Here is a 19,329-nt window from a genome sequence, read left to right as displayed (position 1 = left end):
GCTTCCGCAAACTAGCCGGATTATAAATTACTCATGGGCGGCGTGTCAATCCAATGAAGGGGATTTGTTTTCAGAAGAATTTGGAAACCCCTTCTTCCGGAATCCCCGTCAAGGCCGGATCGGGTCTCAATTGAATTGGGATCACGGCTTTCGTCCGGCAATCCACTTTAACGCGGCTTCCTGGCCCGATTTTCGATCCGACTCCCTCATCATCATCCAAGGGCCGCTCTCATTTTTGACTTTCTCACGCATGTCTTGCAGTTCCCCCGGAGAAAATTCACGCCGGTCCGCCAGTTCAAGCCAGCGAGACTCGGCCATTCGCAATCCGAAGTCGGCGGGCTTTAATTTGAACAAATGCGTCATCATGAGCAAAAACCGATCTCCCTCCGTGTGTTCAGGGATGTCGGGATCGAGTTTCCGAAGCAGTTCGTATTCCGGCAGATGGTGGCTATCGGCCGGAGCGGGATTTTTCATGAGATCGCTCGCCAGATCGCGAGCCTGGGCGCCCCCGGCGTGATCCAGCAAGATGAGTGTTTGGTGCTTAATGGCCCCGGCCAACTGTGGGTGTCGGCGCGCCAAACGATGGAAAAGCTCAAAATCCTTCGGCTCCCCGGACCTCGCGAGCGCGTAGGTGAGAAGATTTGGAATGATGGCAAGAAACCGATCATCGTCTTTGTGGGCAAGTTCTTTCGTGGGGCGATCAATCCATTTGCTGAGTTTGGCCCGGAGTTCATCGTTGAAAACCGGGTCTTGAAAGAGCTGGGAGGCTTGGATTAACAGACGTTCATCCGTGATTGGTTTGACACGATGCGCCGCGATGGCTTCCTTCTGAATGGCGGCGACGCGATCCCGAAAGAAAGCCGCGTTCTGCCGAAGCGGTTCGGCCTTTTCGACCTGGGCGGCGGTGAGGTGTTCGATCCGAAACAGTGCCTTGTGATACACCATTTCGATTTGCCCCGGCTTCTCCGGCAAGCGGCCGCTTTCGCCCACGCAGTCCGTCAACAGCGTCAACTCCTTGCCGGGAGTGACAGGTTCTTGAAACCACACCCCCGTTGAGTGGTTGTGAAAAGCCAGTGGCGGGCTTGCCGGGTTCCTGTTCTGAACGACCAATCGCTTCAGGTCTTGGAATTGGTTATGCCTGGGATCGGGCGGGGGAATGCACTTGTCGTCGCGGTCGATTCCAAACCCCCTCATGATCGGGAACGGACAGGCTCGGCTAACCAAAACTCGAAAGTAAAAGAGCCCTCCTTCCGGTCGTTCACGAGTGAGAATCTCCACCTGACACACCGGCCCTTTTCCCAAATGTTCCAGAAACTTCTTCCAGGCAATTTCCTCCGTGGGAACTTCATCCGGACGTGGTAATTCGTCTTTGGCGCTGGCTCTCTCTTGCTCAAATTGGGCGTTGGCTGATGGTTGAGGCAGGATCAACCAGAGCAACGCCAGAACGCACGCCACGGAAAGTTTGTTCATGATTACCGCGAAGAATGGGGCAAAAACGGCCCGCAAACATCAGAAGCAGGCGCCGAGGGCGTTTGCCCGAAACGGCCGTTTTTTCAAATTACTTCGGTTCATCAAACACACGCGAGCATTTTGTATTCTATATTGCGGGTCAGGGTTGCTCTGCAAAAGATTTAATGACTCGTGCGGACAACTCAAACGATGAAGGAGCGGGCGTATCGGGCGTTTATTCTCGTGAATGAGATTGAAGTCTTTTCGCTGGCGGGGCGGTCGGACATCCTCTATGTTCTGACATTCCCGTAACAAACGGTGACGACTTTCTCTCTCCCATAAAGTTGTGTCATGCCGTTGAATCCGAGCATTAAACTAACGTGGATCGAAATTCAGAAACGACATTCGGTGCCAGTCAACGCGATCGGCGTTCGGATCGATCCGAAGGACCGCTTCACGTTGAAGGTTTGGAAGGCGGAGGGCATCGATCAGTTCATGAGGAAGTGATCCGGCCCGCCGGGAACGAGACCAACGGCAACGGGCCGTCGGCGAAGAAAGGCAGCATGTCCAAGTCGCGGGCGATTGAAGTCCTGCGGGAAGCCATTGCCGCCGCCAAGGGGGGCGACCGGCCCCGCGCGCGCCTGCTGTTGATCCAAGCCACCGAAACCGATCCCCGCAACGACCTCGCCTGGATGTGGCGGGCCAGCCTGTGTGAAGACCCGGCGGAAAGCCTTCGCCACCTCGAAACCGTGCTGGCCCTCAACCCGGCCAACAATCTCGCCATGCAGGCCATGAAGTCGGCCCGGCTCAACGCCGGGGTGGCCGCCGCCCAAGCCGGGGACCGGGAAACGGCCCGACGGCTGCTCCGGCAATCCTGCGAGGCCGATCCCGGCAACGACATCGCCTGGATGTGGCTGGCGGGAGTGACGGAATCCCCGGCCGAGGCCCTCTCGCATGTGGAAAAGGCCCTGCGAATCAACCCGAACAGCGAACAGGCCAAAACCGGGGCGGAATACTACCGCGAGAAACTGAAGGCCGCCCCGCCGCTGTGGTATTGCCCGATCTGTCTGGCCAAATCCGAGACGCGATTCATCGTCTGCCCGAACTGCCATTCCGTGCTGAGTCTGGCGAACGCCGGGGAGGCGATCACCAACTTCAAATCGGACGAGAAGAAACTGCGAGAGGGAATGGACCGGCTGGAAAACAACCTCCGCACGAAGCCGGATTTCACCACTTACTACTACCTCGGCATGGCGATGCTGAACCTCCAGCGCATGGCCGAGGGGATCAATTACTTCCGGGAGGCCAAAAAACTCAACCCGGACAACGAGGCCTTCGCCCAGCATCTCGCGGTGCTGGAGCAGCGGTCCGCCACGCCGAAGGAACCCCGGCGAACTGATCCGGGAACGCTCAACGGCCTGGCCCCCACGCCGATCCCGGCGGTGGCGGTTCCGCCCGCCCCGGAACCCGAGGCCAAACCCCGAAAGTGCGTGTTGGTGGTCGATGACAGCCCGACCATCCGCAAACTGATCGCCCTCACCCTGAACCGACATGGCTACCGGGCGATCGAAGCCGGAGACGGAAGCGAGGCCGTGGACCGCATCCAAGCCGGGGGGAACCCCGACATGGTGGTTCTGGATGCCACCCTGCCGGACATGGATGGCCACGCCCTTTGCAAATTGATTCGCAAAAACAAAGAACTTTCAAAGATTCCCATCGTCATGCTTTCCGGGAAAGATGGTTTTTTCGACAAGATTCGTGGTAAGATGGGTGGAGCAACGATATGCCTGACCAAACCATTTCAACCGGAAGCTTTGGTGCGGATCGTACAAAAGTATTGTCCCGTGGAAACGGAGTCCCCGGCGACGACCGACTGACCACGATCTCCCCAACCCACCCCGGCTCGACGCAACGAGATCGACGCATGGGAAACTCAACCCCCACTCTCCAACTACCGCCCGTCGTCAATCCGGCGAAACAGCCCGAAGACACGCTCGTCAACGATTCGTTTGAACTGGCCCTGATGACGCTGCTGGCCAATCTCGAATATCTCCGGCAAGAAATGGAACACAACAGCGAGCAACATCAGCCGACCAAGGCCCTCGCCAAGGCCGAGGAAATGCTGGAAGATCTGGTCAAGTTTGCCGACGAGCAAAAGCTGCCGCAAATATCGGCCTCGATCAGGGAAGCCACCGCTCAAGTCGGTCGTTTTTACGAGATCCTGGCCCCGGTCCGCGATCAGTTTCAAGAAGGCGGCTTCCGGAAATTCTTCGGCCTCGGCGGCCTGGGCCGAAAACTTCCGAAGACCGACGGCCGGCAGGAACAATACGCCCGCTGCCTCGAATCGGTGAACGAGGCCACCCTGCAATACTTCATCGCCTTCACCGAACACTTCTCCTGTTCCAAAGCGGCCCGCCCCTGGGTCGAAACCGCCGCCGGCTTCCTCGCCGACTTGAAGCGAGTGATCCGCGATATCAAGGTTTGAATCATCTGATCGTTTGGAAGAAAAGCGAAGATTAACCACAAAGGCACAAAGATCACACAAAGTTTCGCAAAGAAAATCAAAACATCGGCAAAGGAAAGACATCAAAGCAACAAAGGGAAAAACCAGCCGCCGATCATTCCGTAACTTTGTTTCTTTCTGGCTTCCCTTCGCTTAAATTCTTCTGTTTTGAACTCGGTTTTTCTTCTTTGTGAAACTTTGTGTGATCTTTGTGCCTTTGTGGTTCGTCTTTGCTTCTTGGCTCAAACCAAAGTCGTCAGCCCAAAGATCACCGCTCCGGCCAAGACGAGGGAAATGCTGATCGGCGAGAGTGACTCGTGGGTGACAGCCACGCCGCTGTCGGCCGGGGGGAGATCGACGCCGCTTTTGGTTTTCGGCTTCCACGGCACGGCGGTCGGATCGATGGTTTCCAGTTTGCACCGCGTTTGCCAGAGGGCGAAAGCCACCGACCCGAACAAGGCGAGGGAGCCGAGCAGGAAGTAGGGGACGCTTCCTTCGCTGATGGCGGCAAGCGACCGCTCCGCCATTTCCTCAAAGGGTTTCAGGATCGGAAAGTTCAATTTCTCATTCAGGTGAATAACGGCAAGGCCATTGTTGGCAAAGTGCAGTGCGACAGCCACCCACCACGACCGCGTCGCCAGATAAGCAAAATGAATCGCCACCCCGAGCATGGCCGCCCCGGTTCCCTGCCGTGGTTCCATATGCAGGAAGCCGAACAGGAATGACGTGACCAGCACCGTCGGCCAGACGGCATACCGGGCGGACAATCCCTGCCCCAGAAACCCGCGACACCAAAGTTCTTCGTTAAGCGCCGGCAACACGGCGACGGCCAGCAGGGCGAGAGGCAGAGGGGTGGCCTTGAAGAGCGTCAACATCTCGTCAAGCCCGCCAAACTTGAAGTCGAAGCCGATGCTCTTGAAAATGTCGTCCAGACTTGGCACCCAACGGCTGACCAGCGGGTCCACGAACGAGGCCAGAGCCATCAAGGCCGGAAAGCCAATCAAGACGAGTGCGATATGCAATCCCGCCGGCCCGCGACTCCAGGCAATGCGACGTTTCCATGATTTGCCGACCCGCCACCGCAGAATGAACCAGCCGAAAGCCAGCCCGACGAGATGCGAGCAAATCAATGTGAGCATGATGGCGATTTGGGCAAGCGAACTCGACATCAATTCTTTGGCGTCGCCGTTGAAATTTCGCTTGTCAAGCAAGGCGGCCCCGATGATGAGCGGCCCGCCGCACGCCAGCCCGGCGAGGATCTGCATCACGAACATGTAAGCGAGGCACCACGCAAACGCCATCCAAGCGCCGAACCCGGTGCGACGGGAAGAAGTTGGGATCGGGGCGGGCAAATTGAGTGGGGCTTCGTTCATCGGTTTCGGCTTTGGTTTTCAGTTGTCAGTTTTCAGTGAAAACAACAAACGGGTTTCGTTCCCATTGTAGAACGGGGTCTTCGCCATCCGCATGCTCTCTTCACTGAAAACTGAAAACGGCAAACTCATTTCCAAACGACTTGTTCCACAATCTCGGCCGCCGTCGTCAGCCCGTCTTCCTTGGCCAGCCGCTCGGCCGCTTGTTTGGCGGCGGTTTTCACCGAATCCTTCGTCAACAGCCACGCCAGTTCGCGGGCCACGTTGACGGGCTTGAATTGCTTCGGGGACAGCCATGTCCCGAGACCAAGATTCTGGAGTCGGACGGCGTTGTCCGGTTGGTCGTGGGTCATCGGCATCACCAGATGCGGGATGCCCGCCTTGAGGGTCTGGGCGGCCGTGCCGATGCCGCCGTGGTGAATCATCACCGCCGACCGGGGCAGAATCTGGCTCAGGGGGATGTAATCCGCGTGGATGACGCCACGAGGCAGCGGATCGGGGATTTGTTCGCGGTAGGGCGTCAGCAACACGCCCCGGCGGCCAAGCTTGGAAATCGCCTCGGCGGCGGCCGTGAAATATGGCTTCGCGTGTCGCATGGCGGTTCCGAAGGTGACGATGATCGGCGGATCACCGGCATCGAAGAACCGTTGTTGCTCGTCCGTCAGCCCGCGAACATTGGCCTCGTCGTACAGCGGAAAACTGGCCAGGCGAAGGTTTGCCGGCCAGTCGGCCGCCGGGTTGGCGTACCACTCGGGAAACAAGCCGACGACCGCGTCCGGCGAATGCCAGTATTGCGAGATGATGTTCCGCACCGGCGGCAGCCCGAGTCCCCGGCGAAACTCGTTCACCTTGGGGGCAAGCATCGGATCAACCATGTATTTTTCGCCGAACCGGTAGGCCAGCCGGCGCATCCACAGGGGCCACCAGCGGGGAACTTTCCCGGCCGCCATGCGAGGGGGACTGATCGGGCTGACAATCACGGAAGGCTGAAGATGAAGCGTGACCAGCGGAATCTTCAAATGATCGCGGGCGATTCGCGGCCCCAGCGCCAGCGACCCGCCGACAAGAACGGTCTCGCCGGGAATGTTCTTTTCTTTGATTCGCTCCAGGCATTTCCCGTAACCATCCACCGTCTGCGTGCGGTCCAGCACGGCCTTCATCCCCCGGCGAGGATGCCACAAATCCGGGTCTTCTTGGATCTGGTGATATTCCTCGGTGGAATAGGTCTCCTCGAACTCCAACCCCGACTTGGCGGCCGTCTCCCCGAAATATTCACAGGAAAACAACGTGACCCGATGCCCGCGTTTGCGGAGAGCCCGCCCCAGCCCGATAAACGGGTGGACATCCCCGGAGGAACCCATCGGAAACAGCAAGATGTTTTTGGTCATGGGATTGAGGATTTGTCAGAAAGAGGAATGACAAGTTGCAGAGACCGGCAAGCCGGGTGGCGTCAGCCCCCGGAGACCGTCACACTTCCAACGCTCGAACGTTTGATGAATGGCTGCCTCCGGGGACTGACGCCACCCGGCTCGCCAGTCTCTGTTCCCATGATTGCTCACTCCACAAACGATCCCGGTTTTCCGTGATAGTAGGGAGCCTGCGACAGTTCGTCGCCGGGCATTGGACGGCTCAGGACCACGCGGCGGCAGCGGCCTTGGGAGTTTTCGAGGTCGTTGTGGCTTTTGGCCACCGCCCAGACGCCGGTTCGCTTGAAAAGGTCGCCGAGGTAGGCCCATTCGTTCAGGGCCAGGAGTTCCCCTTCGTTGGCGGGGTCTGGCTCCGTCAGCAGCATTCGGAAGCGGGGATTGACCGCGAGTTCTTTCAACCGCTGGCGGGAAGGCTCATCCGCGTTGGTCCAGGCGGTGTGGGCATTGAGTTCGTCCGGCTTGTCCACGTTGTGCCGCAGGAGGCTGAAAAGCTCCTCCGCCTGCCGGCCGAGCCGCGGAAATCGAAACTCGGTGACGAGCAGACCGGCGGCGCGGGCAGCGCTGCCGATCACGGTCAGTTCGTCATCCAGTTCCATGTCCGCGATCAGGTGCAGGCTGGCGAGACCGCCCAGCCGGGGGTCGGCCAGCAGCGAGCGCACATGGGAACTGGCGCGGGTCAGCGCCACCCGGCGAAGGGGGGTCACGGCGAACAGGGCGGCGTCTTCCTCCAAAAATCGGGGCGCCGGGGCCAGAACGTTTTCGACAAATCCCCGGCGGAACCCCCAAGCCCCGCCCAAGCCGAACAGGCGGGATTTCATCCATTGGACAGGAGAGCCGAACTTCGGGGCAAACAATCGGCGCAGGGGGCGTTCCCACGAGGCGCGATAATGTTCGATCAGTTCCCGTTCCCGGCCGACCATCGCGGGCCAGCGGGAATCGTTGTTGGTCACGCGGGCCAGGTTGATTTGCAACCGGATGAACTCGCCCCGGTCGTAATCGCCGGGGCGTTTTGATTGGTTGAGAAAGTTGGCGTAAGTCAGTCGCGCCGAGTCCGATTCGGGATCATCCAAAATCGCGCGCAACAAGGCGGCTTCATCCATCGACGACAGGTCCACGCACCAAGGGAGTTCTCATCATTGTAGAAGCCTAATCGGCGGAAGGTGTTCCGACTCCGGTTCGGGGACCTTTTCGATGACGCCGGGGGCGATCCATTCGATCAACCCGTCACCCCCGTGCTGCCTCTCCCAATCACGCAACAGACGCCAGCACGAATGATCGACAAAGGTCATGTCCTCCAACCGGACCGAGGAGGACCAGTTTTTGGGAACCATGTCCAGCACGGCCGCCAGTCGAGGCAGGCTCACAAAGGTCGCCGCCCCGCGAACGGTGATGCGGATCACCCGGTTGGTTGAATCAATGTTCGTTTCGATGTCAATGTGTGACATCGAAATGAGCAATTTGACGATGGTAAGACCAACGCCAACCGACACGCCGACCAGCAAATCCGTGAAGACCACGCCTACGAGCGTCGCCAAGAAGATCATTGCCTCGCCGGGGCTTTCCGAACAAAGTTTTTTGATCGCCTTGATTTCCAACAACTTGAAGCCGGTGTACACCAGCACCCCTGCCAGACAAGCCTCGGGAATCAATTGCAAAACACCGGGGAGCAACACCACAAACCCCAGCAGCCAAAGCCCGTGAAGGGTGCTTGACAACCGGGTTTTGGCCCCGGCCGCCACGTTCGTGGAACTGCGGACAATCACGCCGGTCATCGGCAGCGCGCCCAGCAGGCCGCACAGGCTGTTGCCCACTCCTTGCGAAAAAAGTTCCTTGTTGAATTTCGTTCGCGGGCCGTTGTGAAGCTGATCGACGGCCACGGCGCACAGCAGCGTCTCGGCGCTGGCGATCACCGCAATGGCAACGGCCATCTTCCAGACGGCGGCGTTCGTGAGCAGTTCCATCGCCCAGTTGAATTGAAACGGCGTCAGTCCTTCGAGCAAGTTCGATTTCACATCGATCCGCTCGGTGGTCAGCCCCAAGCCCTCGGCCACCAGCGTCCCGGCGACGACGGCCAGCAACGCCCCCGGCAACACCCGCCACTTTTTGGGGATCACCGTGTTCCACAAGATCAACACCGCCAGCGTGACCAGCCCGGCGGTGGCGGCCGCCCGGTGAACCGGATCCGTGAAGGCTTTCTCAAAAGCCCCCGGAATTGAGCGGAGATTGTCGGCAATGGACGCGGAGGGGTGATCGTCAATCAATTCATGAATCTGCTTGGCGATGATGACCACCCCAATGCCGCCGAGCATCCCCAGTACCACGGCCGGCGAGACGGCCCGGAACCATTGTCCGAGCCTCAACGCCGCCATGATGATCTGGAGAAGCCCGGCGAGCAACACCGCCATCCCCAGGGCAGCGGCGACAGGTACGAGGGTTTCCCCGCGGCCTAACTCACCCCGATGATGGTTCACAAATTCGAGGACCAGCACAATCAACCCGGCCGCCGGCCCGCTGACTTGCAGCGGACTCCCCGCGAGCGGCCCGACAATCATCCCGCCAATAATCCCCGTGACAATCCCCGCCTCGGCCGGCAACCCGCACGCCTTCGCAATGGCAATGCAAAGCGGCAAGGCCACCATGAAGACGACCAGCGACGCCAATAAATCACGGGGCCAGGTTTTGCGATCAGTCATCGGTTCCTTGATGGTTGTGTGCCCGTGATCACTGTGAAGCCGCGACGCGGAGTCTTCGGAGCGGAGCGCGGGCTTCCTGCATAAAACCGCCGAACGGCCGGGCAATCATTTGACGCCGGGAGTCCGCGCTCCGCTCCGAGGACTCCGCGTCGCGGCTTCACGGTCATTGGTCCATCGAAGCCGTCCAATACGGCTCCGGTTCCGGCCCCGGCAAAGACTGGCGTGGCTTGACCACGGCGGCGGGGTCTTGATAGGGGGCCGGTTGTTCGGTCGATAGAAACTGGCCGGCGACCGGGTCGTAGGCGAATACCTGGCCGGTTTCGATCTTGAACATCCAGCCGTGCAGTTTCACATCCCCGCGTTCGAGGGCGGCAGACACGCTCGGGTGGGAACGCAGATGGGTGAGTTGCACCAGCACGTTTTCCTCGGCCGTCACGCGGGACATCGCCTCCGGCGTTTCGCAGCGGTAACGCTTGCTGACGATTTCCCGCGTGGTCCAGGCATGGCCGAGCCAGTCCTTCACACGGGGGAGATGTTCCAGGTTCTCCGGGTTCATCAAGGCGTGCATCGCCCCGCAGCCGGTGTGGCCGCAGACGATGATGTCCCTCACCTTTAACACGCCGACGGCATATTCAATCGTGGCCGCCTCGCCCGAATCCGGGGCCGAGAGGTGGCTCGGAATCAGATTGCCCGCATTGCGGATGACGAACAGATCGCCGGGGTTTGTCTGGGTGATCAGATCGGGAACCACCCGCGAATCGGAACAGGTGATGAACAAGGCTTCCGGGTTCTGCCCCTTGGACAGCCGGGAGAACAGCTCCGTGTTGGAGCGAAAATAGGTCTCGCGGAACCGGTGAATTCCCTGAATGAGTTTTTCCACAGGATGGCTTCCTCTTCCGGGACGACTCGACGGGGGACGATCAAAAGCGTCCCGCCGTTAGCCGTGGCCCGGTGACTCGATGGATTGAAAAAAAACGATCGAGGGAAGAAGTCAGCAGCGCTGGAAAAGACCGGAACCGGATGCGATTAGATCGCGGGCCGGATCGGCGGAGAAACGTGATTGACGAGGAGCTTGGCGGCGGGGAAGCGAGGCCGGGAGGCATCCTGACGGAGACACCACATAGCGGGAGAAATTGCGGCGTTGGGAACTTCCCGGCGGATACAGGGCTTCGGCCTGCTCCACGCCTTCGCGTTCGTTTTCGTCCTTCTCCTCTTCGGAGTCGGTCGAAACCGGCGGATTCACGAACAAACTAAACGGCCCGGCCAGCCCGTTCAGGGAGCCAAACGTGGCGCACGCGAACAGGGCCAGCACGTAAATGTGCAGGTAACGCTGAATCGATTGTGGCACCAAGTTTAACATAACGAAATCTTAATCTCCTCTGCTACTTATAAGATATCTTCGGCAAACAGATCAAGCCCTTTCTTGCCCATCGGGGAAATTTCATCGGAATTGGGTCTTTTTCCGGCTCGCAGTTCCCCATTCGTCGTTCCGCATCCCCCCGATAAGATGGAAGAACCTCCCTTGTTCCCCCCAGATTTTGGAATCGAATGACCGTCGCCACCGATCAACGCCAGCCGTTGCCGATGCTTTCCGCCAAAAAGCCGGACATTGATTACGAACTGGTGCTGGACTGCGTGCATTGCGGCCTATGCACTTCCGCCTGCCCGACTTATGTGGAGAATGGCAACGAGGCCGACAGCCCGCGAGGCCGCATCTACCTGATGCGGAACGTGATCGACGGCAAGCTGGCCCTCGACGACACAGTGAAGGGGCATCTCGATTTGTGCCTCAACTGCCGGGCCTGCGAAACGGCCTGCCCTTCCGGCGTGCAGTACGGCAAATTGATCGAACCGTTCCGGGCGCACATGGAGGAAGCGGAGCCGGGCCGGGGTTTGCGCACCCTGAGTTGGTGGCAGCGGTGGATGCTCTTCAACATCTTCCCGTCCCGGAAACTAACCCGGCTGGCCCTTGCCCCCGCCCGGTTGTCGCAATGGACCGGGGCCGACTGGCTGCTTCGCAAGAGCGGTTTGTTGAAGCTGATGCCCCGCCGGTTGCGCGAGATGCACGGGATGCTTCCCGGCCTGCACCGGCATTACGGCTCCGTGCCAGAGGTCTTCCCGGCCGAGGGGAAACGCCGGGCGCGAGTGGCCATGTTCCTGGGATGCGTGGCCGACGCCATTTACCCGGAAACGCAAATCGCCACGATCAAGGTGCTGCAAAAGAACGGCTGCGAAGTGTGGGTGCCTCGCTCTCAACAATGTTGCGGGGCCTTGCACTACCACGGCGGGAACGAAGCCCATGCCCGCACGATTGCGGCCGGGAATTTGGCCGCTTTTGGTTTCAGCGGCCCAAAGCTTGAGGAGCTGGACGCCGTCATCATCAACGCCGCCGGTTGCGGGGCGATGCTGAAAGATTACGAACACCTGATGCATCACACCGAACTCGCGGCCGCCGCCAAACAGTTCGTCGCCAAGGCCAGGGACATCACCGAGTTTCTCGTCCAACTCGGCCCGGTGAAGCCCACCCACCCGTTGAAGATCCGGGCCACTTACCACGACGCCTGCCACCTGCGCCACGCCCAGCAAATCGCCAGCCCGCCGCGAAAACTGTTGGAGATGATCCCCGGCTTGGAACTGGTGGCGCTGCCCGAAAGCGAAATCTGCTGCGGCGCTGCCGGAAGTTACAACCTGACGCAACCGGAAATGGCCGGCCAACTCGGCGACCGCAAGGCTGACCGCATTCACCAGACGAAAGCCCAAGCCGTCTTCATGGGCAACGTCGGCTGCCTGATGCAAGTCGCCCGGCACATGAAGAAGGTGGACCCGAACGTCTGGGTCGCCCACACGATTGACGCCCTGTGGGCGAGCTATTCCGGCGAAATCCCGGCGGAGATTCGGGACGCGGTGAAGAAGAACTGACCGGACTCGGCGTTACTTCGCCAACTGTTCCCGCAGCCATTGCGGCCGGTTGGTGGTGATGCCGTCCACGCCGATCTCGGCCATCCGCTTGGCCACTTTCGGGTCATCCACCGTCCAGACGTACAGTTTCAAGCCGGCTTTCTTGATCGCATCCGCAAAAGGCTTGTCCAGCAACGCTGACGCGGAGAGATCCAGCCCGTCGGCGTGGATTTCCTTCGCTTTGGCGATCAGTGATTCGACGGTTTGGGTCTTCTTGTTCAGCGTGACCAGCCAGTAAGCAGGCACATCCGGACGGGCTTTCTTGGTGGCGGCGATCACATCCGCGTTGAAGCTAATCACCGGCATCTGTTCCGGCTTCAGCTTGGAATCGGCCATCACCTTCACCATCTCGGGGACGATCTCCGGCCCGCATTTCACCTCGACAAACACCTTTTTGCCGGGGCTGACGGTGGCGAACATCTCGGCCAGCGTCGGGATCTTTTCCCCGGCGTATTTCGCGTTCTTCCAAGTTCCGATGTCGAGCTTCCGCAGTTCGTCGAACTGGCTCTTCGCCACCGGCATCGCCACGCCGGCCGTCCGCTTGGTGTCGGCGTCATGAATGACGACGATCTTGCCGTCTTTGGTCAGGTAGATGTCAAACTCGGAGCCATCGGCCTTCTGTTCCCACGCCAGTTTGATGGCGGCGACAGTGTTTTCCGGGGCGTCGTAAGAAGCCCCGCGATGCGCGACCATTTCCGGCATGGCAACTCCTTCAGCAAAGGATGAAGGATGAAGGGCGAAGGATGAAAGGAATACCAAAGACATGACACGAACGACAGAAGAGTTCATCAACGATCTCGCCTTGGGAAAATGAAAATTGGGCGAGGAAGATGATAGGTTGCGAGATTGAAGAACGGGTGAAGAAGACAGGATGAGGGATAAAAGGGAAACCAAGTCAATCATGGCGATTTTGTTTTCCTTTCATCCCTCATCCTTCATCCCTCATCCCTTCTTAATTGTCCGTAAACACTTCGCCGCCGTTGCGGGTGCCCATCGCCCGCCAGCTCGTCAGAGAGATGCTGCTTCGCACGAAGCGCACCGAGCCGTCCATCATCATGGAGTTCACGCCGCCGGTGTGGTAGCTACGGGAGGTGACGGCCGCGTAGGTGTCGCCGAGGTTCTTTTCCGTGGCGGCAACATAGTCCACATCGTAGCTGACCCCGCCGCTCACATACGCCACATTGGTGTTCGGGGCGAACACCGTGGTGAAGCCCGTTTCGTGGACCTTGCCGTCCACCCATTCGACGTGGGTGTTCTTGGTGGCGTCAAAGGTGGCCAGCGACAGGCCGGAGATATCGGCCGGGGTGCTCGGGGTGGCCGGGGGGGTGCCGTAGACGGTCGTGGTGGTGGCGCCGCCGACACGGACGGTGTAGCTCTTGACCTCGGACATGCCGAGGGTGTTGCTCATGCCGTCCGTGAAGTCGCCCGAGCGGAACGAGCGGATCGGGGCGAAGGCGCCGTCGCCGGTTTGCATGGCGGTGGCTTTGTTCATCAGGATGCCCCAGCTTCCGAGGTTGACGGCATAGTTGAGGGTGTAGTTCTTGTTGCCATACGTCGGGTCGGTGCCGCTGCCCTTGTCGTTGATCTCGGCCGGGCAGATGTAGGTGCCGACGCGCTTGGAGGTGACACCGGGTTGGGTGCTGTAATCGGTCGTCAGGTCCATCGTGCGGAAGAGGTTTTCCTGTTCGATGAACGGCAGGATGCGGGAAATCGCCGACCAGGCCACGGTCGCCGTCACGGCGCCGCTGTTATACGTGTACACGCCGTTCGGCGGGAGGCCGTCGTTGGTGTCCATGTAGTTGTGCATGGCCAGCCCGGCTTGCTTCAGATTGTTGGAACACTTGAGCCGATTGGCGGCGGCCCGGATCTTCTGGACGGCCGGGAGAAGCAGGCCAATCAAGATAGCGATGATCGCAATCACCACCAGCAGTTCAATGAGCGTAAAGCCACGACGTTTCGGGAGCGAACGCATGAAATCTCCGCATGGAATGGGACACGAAGGCGGGTGGGTCGATCTTCCTGGCGATCAACCCGTTTCGTGAGCCGCGTTGCATACGGGAGAACCGGGACAAATCCGGTTCGTGCGGAAGCGGAGCGAACTCAAACCTACTGCTAATGAGACTCAGTCTCAATTGCTTCGCTAATAAATTAGTATTCCCTTCATCAGGCGACAAGAGATCTCGCACCAAAATTGTTTTGATTCGTTAAAAAGTGGAAAATTACTGGCAATTGATGGTTATCAAATGCTCAACCTTGCGAAAAATACAGATAATTTGATGGATAAAAATTGCCCTGACGCAGGCAAATCATTCCGTGTTGATCTTCCAAACCCGGCTTGCGGATTGCCGGGATGGTTGCCATACTAACCAACCTACGCGGAAGTTCTCTCCTTTTCGTAATGATTGTCCGGCCCAAGGCATCATCCTACCTGCCATCCCTGCCAGACAACATCGGCTTCCCTCCACATGTTCCTTTCTCAAAAGGACTGCCCACATGGCACGTCGGCGTCGGGGTTTTACCCTCATTGAACTGTTGGTGGTGATCGCCATCATCGCGATCCTGATCGGCCTGTTGCTCCCGGCCGTGCAGAAGATCCGGGAGGCCGCCAACCGGATGAAGTGCTCCAACAACCTCAAGCAACTCGGGCTGGCGATTCACAACTTCAACGACACGAATGACCGGCTGCCCCCCGGCTGCGCGGACGACCAACCCCCCTTCGGCACGGACACCAGCGGCCCGACCGGCGGCAAGTTCGGCAGCGCGTGGGGTTCGTACATCATGTCGTATCTCGAACAGGGAGCCATCGGGAACAACTGGCAGTACACCGGCTATTCGGGGCGAGGCATCACCTCCAACGAGGCATCGGTCGCCAACATCAAGGTGTCGATGTATCAGTGCCCGTCGTCGCCTCTGCCGCTCATGTGCTCGCTGCCGTGGGCGCCGGCTTATCCGAAGATGATTTCCTCGTACATCGCCATCGCCGGTTCCAACAGCTGGTCCACGTACACGGAAACCCGGCTGGTGAACCTCACCGGCACGACTGGCTGCTGCAACGGCGGCATCCACAGCGCCGGCGGCGCCCTGTTCGCCAACAGCCAGATCAAATTGTCCGGCATCGCGGACGGCACCAGCAACACCATGCTTGTCAGCGAGCAGGGCGACTTTCTGACGCTGACGACCGGGGCGAAGGTCGATTACCGCTCCGCCCAAGACCACGGTTTCACGATGGGAACGGACATGACCGTCGTGCCGGGCGCCGGCTTCACCGGCCGGGCTTACAACACGACCACGATCCGCTACGCGATCAACAAGAAAACTGGCTGGGCCAACGACTGCAACACCGGCGTTTGCGACCGGGCCGCCCAGAACACGCCGTTGAACTCGGCCCACACCGGCGGGGTGAACGCGGTGTTCGCGGATGGCTCGGTCCGGTTCCTCAAGGATTCTGCCTCGCTGGACGTTCTCGGCCAACTGGCGACCCGCGACGACGGCCAGGTCACCAACACCCCGTAACCGGAGGAAGCGATGAAGCCGTTGTTGACACGAACGGGATGGCTGTTGCTGGCGTCATTCCTCGTCTCCGGATGCGAAGACAAGGCCAAGGTTCCGCAACCCGTCACCGGGGAAGTTCAATTGGATGGAAAAGCCCTGCCGACAGGAATGATTTACTTCCAACCATCGGACGGCGGCCCGCCGGTGACCTCCCCGATTGAGGAGGGCCGATATCAGTTGAAGGCGACGCCCGGCGAATACCGGGTGGAGATTCGTTCGTTCAAGGAACGCATCCCGTATCCGGGGCCGCCGCACGACAAGATGATTAACTTCCTCCCGGCCAAGTACAACTCGACGAGCGAGTTGAAGGCCACCGTGAAACCGGAACCCGGAAACGAGGTCAGTTTCAAGCTCGACATGAAGTGAGGACCATCCCGGCCGCCAAGGGATGTCCCATTCTGGCGAACCCGGCCCCATTGGCCGGGTTCGCTTTTTTTGTTTCTCTTTGGCCCCCCAAATCCGACAATGACTCCCGCAGTTCGACGACTCCCGGCCCCGCCCGCCGGTGAGCGAGGTTCGCGGGGGCGGACGGAGAGAACCTGATGGCCGAGCGATTTGTCACCATCCAGATGTTTGAAAACCCGATCGCGGCGAACATGGCCAAAAACCGTTTGGAGGCCGAAGGGGTGCGGGCGTTCTTGTCTGATGAAGAAGTGACCGGCATCAATCTGGGCAACGCGGTCGGCGGGGTCAGGCTGCAAACAGCCGCCGGGGATGCCGAGCGGGCCGTCCGCATTCTTCAGTCGCCTTCCGAACCGGAGGACGGGGAACCCGTGAGCGAAGAATTGGTCGTCATTGACCGGGACGACCCGGCCTTCGACCGGGATGACGACGACCGGCGAGAACCGGAGTTGCTGCCGACGGAACGGGAAAAGGTCGCCGACCGGGCTTTTCGGGGCGGCATCTTGGGGCTGATCTTCAGTCCGCTGCAATTTTGGGTGTTTGCTTTGGTGGTCCGGGTCTACTTCTCAAATCAAGAATTGCGGGGCCACTATCGGACCAAGGCATGGGTCGCCGGTTGGATCAGCGGAATATATGTCCTTGGGTTTTGCATGATCTTGCGAATGATCCTGTGGCCAACCAGTGGAAGGTGATCGGGCGGCTTGATTGAAACATCATCCGCGAAAGGACGCATATGCAAGCGTTGGGTGTCGATGTCGGCTCGTCGTCGATCAAGGCGGCGATTCTCGATTTGGAATCGGGCACGATCCGCGATGTGGTCCAGACGCCATTCCCGGCACCGATGCCGGGGCGGCCCGCCGGGCATTTTGAGGTCGATGCCGACGTGGTCGTCGAGGAATGCCGCCGGTTGATCGACGGATTGATGGCGATCTCCTCCCCCGAGGCGATTCTCTTCTGCGGCCAGCACGGCGGCTTCGTTCTCGTCGATCAAGAGTTGAACCGCGTCAGCCCGTATGTCTCGTGGCGGGATTTGCGGACGGCCGAACCGTCCGGAGGCGAAGGATCGCCGAGTGTGTTGCAGATGGCTCGCGCCGAACTCGGCGAAGAGCTCCTGCAAACAGTCGGCAACGAACTCGCGCCGGGCGGCACGGTGGCCCTTCTCTATTGGATGAAGTCGCGCGGTTTGCTCCCCGAGAATGTGACGCCGTTGGGGATTGCCGAGTATGTGCTGCTGAAACTTGGCGGCGGCGAACCGGTGATCGAACCCACCTGCGCCATTGGCATGATTGATTTTTCCACAATGGGACAGCCCCGGCGCGTGTACGAACAATTGGGCCTTGGCGGGGTGCGCTGGCCCGCGATCAAAACATACCGCGAGCGGGCGGGGACGTATCGATGCACCGTTATGTTCCCGGTGCTGGGCGATCATCAATGCGCGTTGCTGGGGGCTGGGTTGGAGGCCGGAGAACTGTCGGTCAATGTCTCCACCGGGTCACAGGTGTCATTGCTGACGCAAACGCCGGAATTATCGCCCAAATATCAGACACGCTGCTATTTTGACGGCCATCTGCTCAACACCGTGACTTATCTCCCCGCCGGCCGAGCCTTGAACTCGCTGGTTGATCTGCTCACGGAGATTCCGAGGGCGGCCGGTGTCGTGATTGATGATCCGTGGAAGTGGATCGCCTCGCTGGTGGAATCATCCGAGGCCGCCGACCTGCGAACAAAGATCACGTTTTTCCCCGGCCCGATGGGATCACGAGGCGAGATTTCCAACATCAGCATCGACAACCTCCGGGTGGGAGCGTTGTTCCGGGCCGCCTTCGCCAGCATGGCCGACAACTACCAAGAGGCGGCCCGCTGGGTCGATCCGGCCGGCAAAAGTTCGCGACTCGTGTTCTCCGGTGGCTTGGCGCAAAAGTTCGCGGCAATTCGGGACGAGGTGATTTCCCGCTTCCACAAGCCGCACCGCCTGAACGAAGCAGCCGAGGAAACGCTCGTGGGCCTCCTCCGGGCCGGCCGGGTGGTGGCGGGGATAACTTTGTAATGCGGATGGTATTGCAAAAACGCTTGGGGGCATGGCATCGATGCACCACCATCTCATTTGGACAACCTACGGCACATGGCTGCCGGGCGATGAACGCGGGTGGCTGCGTTCCGGCGTACCCGCCGTTCAACCGCCGGATCCGGCAACTCGGGCGGCCTGTCACGGTTTGATGAGAGAAGAAATGGTCCTGCTGGATGATCGTCAAATTCGCGTGGTCACAGAAACAATCATGGCCCATTGTCAGATCCGGGGATGGATTTTGCTGGCCGTGGCGGCCAAGACGAATCACATCCATGTCGTGGTCGAGTCCGACCGAGATGGCAACGAGGTCCGCGATCAACTCAAGGCTTGGTGCTCGCGCCGGTTGTCCGATCTCGCCGGACTGGCCGCATCGACCAGAAAATCCGGCCGACGCCGCTGGTTCACGGAAGGCGCCTATGTCCGTCAAATCGAACACGACGACTATTTGCGAGAGGCTGTCAGATATGTTGAGGAACAACGGGAAGTTGTTGATAACGGACAATGAGACCACAGTCCCCTCGCGTTTATAGCCCGACGCGCGCGTTTTGAAGTTGCGCTTTTTGCTGAGGAGAGTGGGCCGGGATAGAAAAACGAGACTCCCCCGGCCGGATCGGTTGGGCCGTGAGGCCGGGTGATCACCAACCGGAAGGAGTCTCGGTCATGATTGTGCAAGAAGGACTCCCCGGAATCAAACAGTTTCTTCGTCCGGCCGGCCTGAGTCCCCGGGCGCTCGGCCTGGTGATTCGTTGCGTGGCGGCGTTTTGTTTGCATTGGGGGCGCATGAGCGCCTCGCAAGCCTCGGGGTCGGTGGCCTCGGAGCCGCGTCATCGCGCCCAGATCAGCCGGTTTCTCGGCCGCAAGGGCCTTCGCCAACGGCCGCCGCTGGCTCTGGTGCGGGACCGGATGC

General features: G+C 59.7%; 18 protein-coding genes. 9 read left to right on the top strand and 9 right to left on the bottom strand.

Annotated features, from left to right (window positions below; genetic code table 11):
- Positions 1 to 141: 141 nt before the first annotated feature.
- Positions 142 to 1,470, bottom strand: a complete 1,329-nt coding sequence (locus BGIM_RS0115935) for a hypothetical protein (RefSeq protein ID WP_020470751.1) — start codon at positions 1,468 to 1,470, stop codon at positions 142 to 144.
- Between the two features lie 542 nt (positions 1,471 to 2,012).
- Here BGIM_RS0115935 and BGIM_RS61365 point away from each other — a divergent pair.
- A complete protein-coding gene (locus BGIM_RS61365) occupies positions 2,013 to 3,326 on the top strand; it encodes a response regulator (RefSeq protein ID WP_162136257.1) in 1,314 nt (437 codons plus the stop codon).
- A 47-nt stretch (positions 3,327 to 3,373) separates the two neighbouring features.
- Entirely contained in the window at positions 3,374 to 3,934 is a 561-nt protein-coding gene (locus BGIM_RS0115915) for a hypothetical protein (RefSeq protein WP_020470746.1), read from the top strand.
- 260 nt (positions 3,935 to 4,194) lie between these two features.
- On the opposite strand, the gene BGIM_RS0115910 is transcribed toward BGIM_RS0115915, so the two are convergent.
- The 6 genes from BGIM_RS0115910 to BGIM_RS0115880 form a co-directional block, all read right to left on the bottom strand.
- A complete protein-coding gene (locus BGIM_RS0115910; protein ID WP_020470745.1) occupies positions 4,195 to 5,325 on the bottom strand; it encodes a CPBP family intramembrane glutamic endopeptidase in 1,131 nt (376 codons plus the stop codon).
- A gap of 125 nt (positions 5,326 to 5,450) precedes the next feature.
- Complete coding sequence (locus BGIM_RS50620) at positions 5,451 to 6,710, bottom strand: glycosyltransferase (protein WP_020470743.1); 1,260 nt, start codon at positions 6,708 to 6,710, stop codon at positions 5,451 to 5,453.
- A 167-nt stretch (positions 6,711 to 6,877) separates the two neighbouring features.
- Positions 6,878 to 7,849 (bottom strand): TIGR02996 domain-containing protein, encoded by a 972-nt coding sequence (locus tag BGIM_RS0115895; protein ID WP_020470742.1) that lies wholly within the window; start codon positions 7,847 to 7,849, stop codon positions 6,878 to 6,880.
- 33 nt (positions 7,850 to 7,882) lie between these two features.
- Entirely contained in the window at positions 7,883 to 9,442 is a 1,560-nt protein-coding gene (locus tag BGIM_RS50615; RefSeq protein ID WP_020470741.1) for a SulP family inorganic anion transporter, read from the bottom strand.
- 163 nt (positions 9,443 to 9,605) lie between these two features.
- Positions 9,606 to 10,322 (bottom strand): carbonic anhydrase, encoded by a 717-nt coding sequence (locus BGIM_RS0115885; protein ID WP_020470740.1) that lies wholly within the window; start codon positions 10,320 to 10,322, stop codon positions 9,606 to 9,608.
- 111 nt (positions 10,323 to 10,433) lie between these two features.
- The gene (locus tag BGIM_RS0115880) at positions 10,434 to 10,790 is read right to left on the bottom strand and encodes a hypothetical protein (protein WP_157369039.1); all 357 of its coding nucleotides are present in this window, start codon (positions 10,788 to 10,790) and stop codon (positions 10,434 to 10,436) included.
- A 200-nt stretch (positions 10,791 to 10,990) separates the two neighbouring features.
- Between BGIM_RS0115880 and BGIM_RS0115875 the strand changes: the two genes are divergently transcribed.
- Complete coding sequence (locus tag BGIM_RS0115875; protein WP_020470738.1) at positions 10,991 to 12,361, top strand: (Fe-S)-binding protein; 1,371 nt, start codon at positions 10,991 to 10,993, stop codon at positions 12,359 to 12,361.
- A 12-nt stretch (positions 12,362 to 12,373) separates the two neighbouring features.
- On the opposite strand, the gene BGIM_RS0115870 is transcribed toward BGIM_RS0115875, so the two are convergent.
- The gene (locus tag BGIM_RS0115870; protein ID WP_020470737.1) at positions 12,374 to 13,102 is read right to left on the bottom strand and encodes a glycerophosphodiester phosphodiesterase; all 729 of its coding nucleotides are present in this window, start codon (positions 13,100 to 13,102) and stop codon (positions 12,374 to 12,376) included.
- 250 nt (positions 13,103 to 13,352) lie between these two features.
- A complete protein-coding gene (locus BGIM_RS0115865) occupies positions 13,353 to 14,372 on the bottom strand; it encodes a DUF1559 domain-containing protein (RefSeq protein ID WP_020470736.1) in 1,020 nt (339 codons plus the stop codon).
- A 521-nt stretch (positions 14,373 to 14,893) separates the two neighbouring features.
- On the opposite strand from BGIM_RS0115865, the gene BGIM_RS0115855 reads away from it, so the two are divergent.
- The 6 genes from BGIM_RS0115855 to BGIM_RS64840 form a co-directional block, all read left to right on the top strand.
- Entirely contained in the window at positions 14,894 to 15,913 is a 1,020-nt protein-coding gene (locus BGIM_RS0115855; RefSeq protein ID WP_020470734.1) for a DUF1559 domain-containing protein, read from the top strand.
- Between the two features lie 12 nt (positions 15,914 to 15,925).
- Positions 15,926 to 16,318, top strand: a complete 393-nt coding sequence (locus BGIM_RS57590) for a hypothetical protein (protein ID WP_020470733.1) — start codon at positions 15,926 to 15,928, stop codon at positions 16,316 to 16,318.
- 176 nt (positions 16,319 to 16,494) lie between these two features.
- Complete coding sequence (locus BGIM_RS57585) at positions 16,495 to 17,046, top strand: putative signal transducing protein (RefSeq protein ID WP_020470731.1); 552 nt, start codon at positions 16,495 to 16,497, stop codon at positions 17,044 to 17,046.
- A 41-nt stretch (positions 17,047 to 17,087) separates the two neighbouring features.
- Positions 17,088 to 18,401 carry a sedoheptulokinase gene (locus tag BGIM_RS0115835; RefSeq protein WP_020470730.1) on the top strand — a complete coding sequence of 438 codons (1,314 nt, stop codon included), beginning with the start codon at positions 17,088 to 17,090 and terminating at the stop codon, positions 18,399 to 18,401.
- Positions 18,402 to 18,432: 31 nt separating this feature from the next.
- The gene (locus BGIM_RS0115830) at positions 18,433 to 18,927 is read left to right on the top strand and encodes a hypothetical protein (RefSeq protein ID WP_238537643.1); all 495 of its coding nucleotides are present in this window, start codon (positions 18,433 to 18,435) and stop codon (positions 18,925 to 18,927) included.
- A 155-nt stretch (positions 18,928 to 19,082) separates the two neighbouring features.
- A partial coding sequence (locus BGIM_RS64840) for a hypothetical protein (protein WP_040888887.1) occupies positions 19,083 to 19,329 on the top strand: 247 nt, incomplete at its 3' end.

The organism is Zavarzinella formosa DSM 19928, from assembly GCF_000255705.1.
Lineage (GTDB): Bacteria > Planctomycetota > Planctomycetia > Gemmatales > Gemmataceae > Zavarzinella > Zavarzinella formosa.
This window is presented reverse-complemented; position numbering and strand designations above follow the sequence as displayed.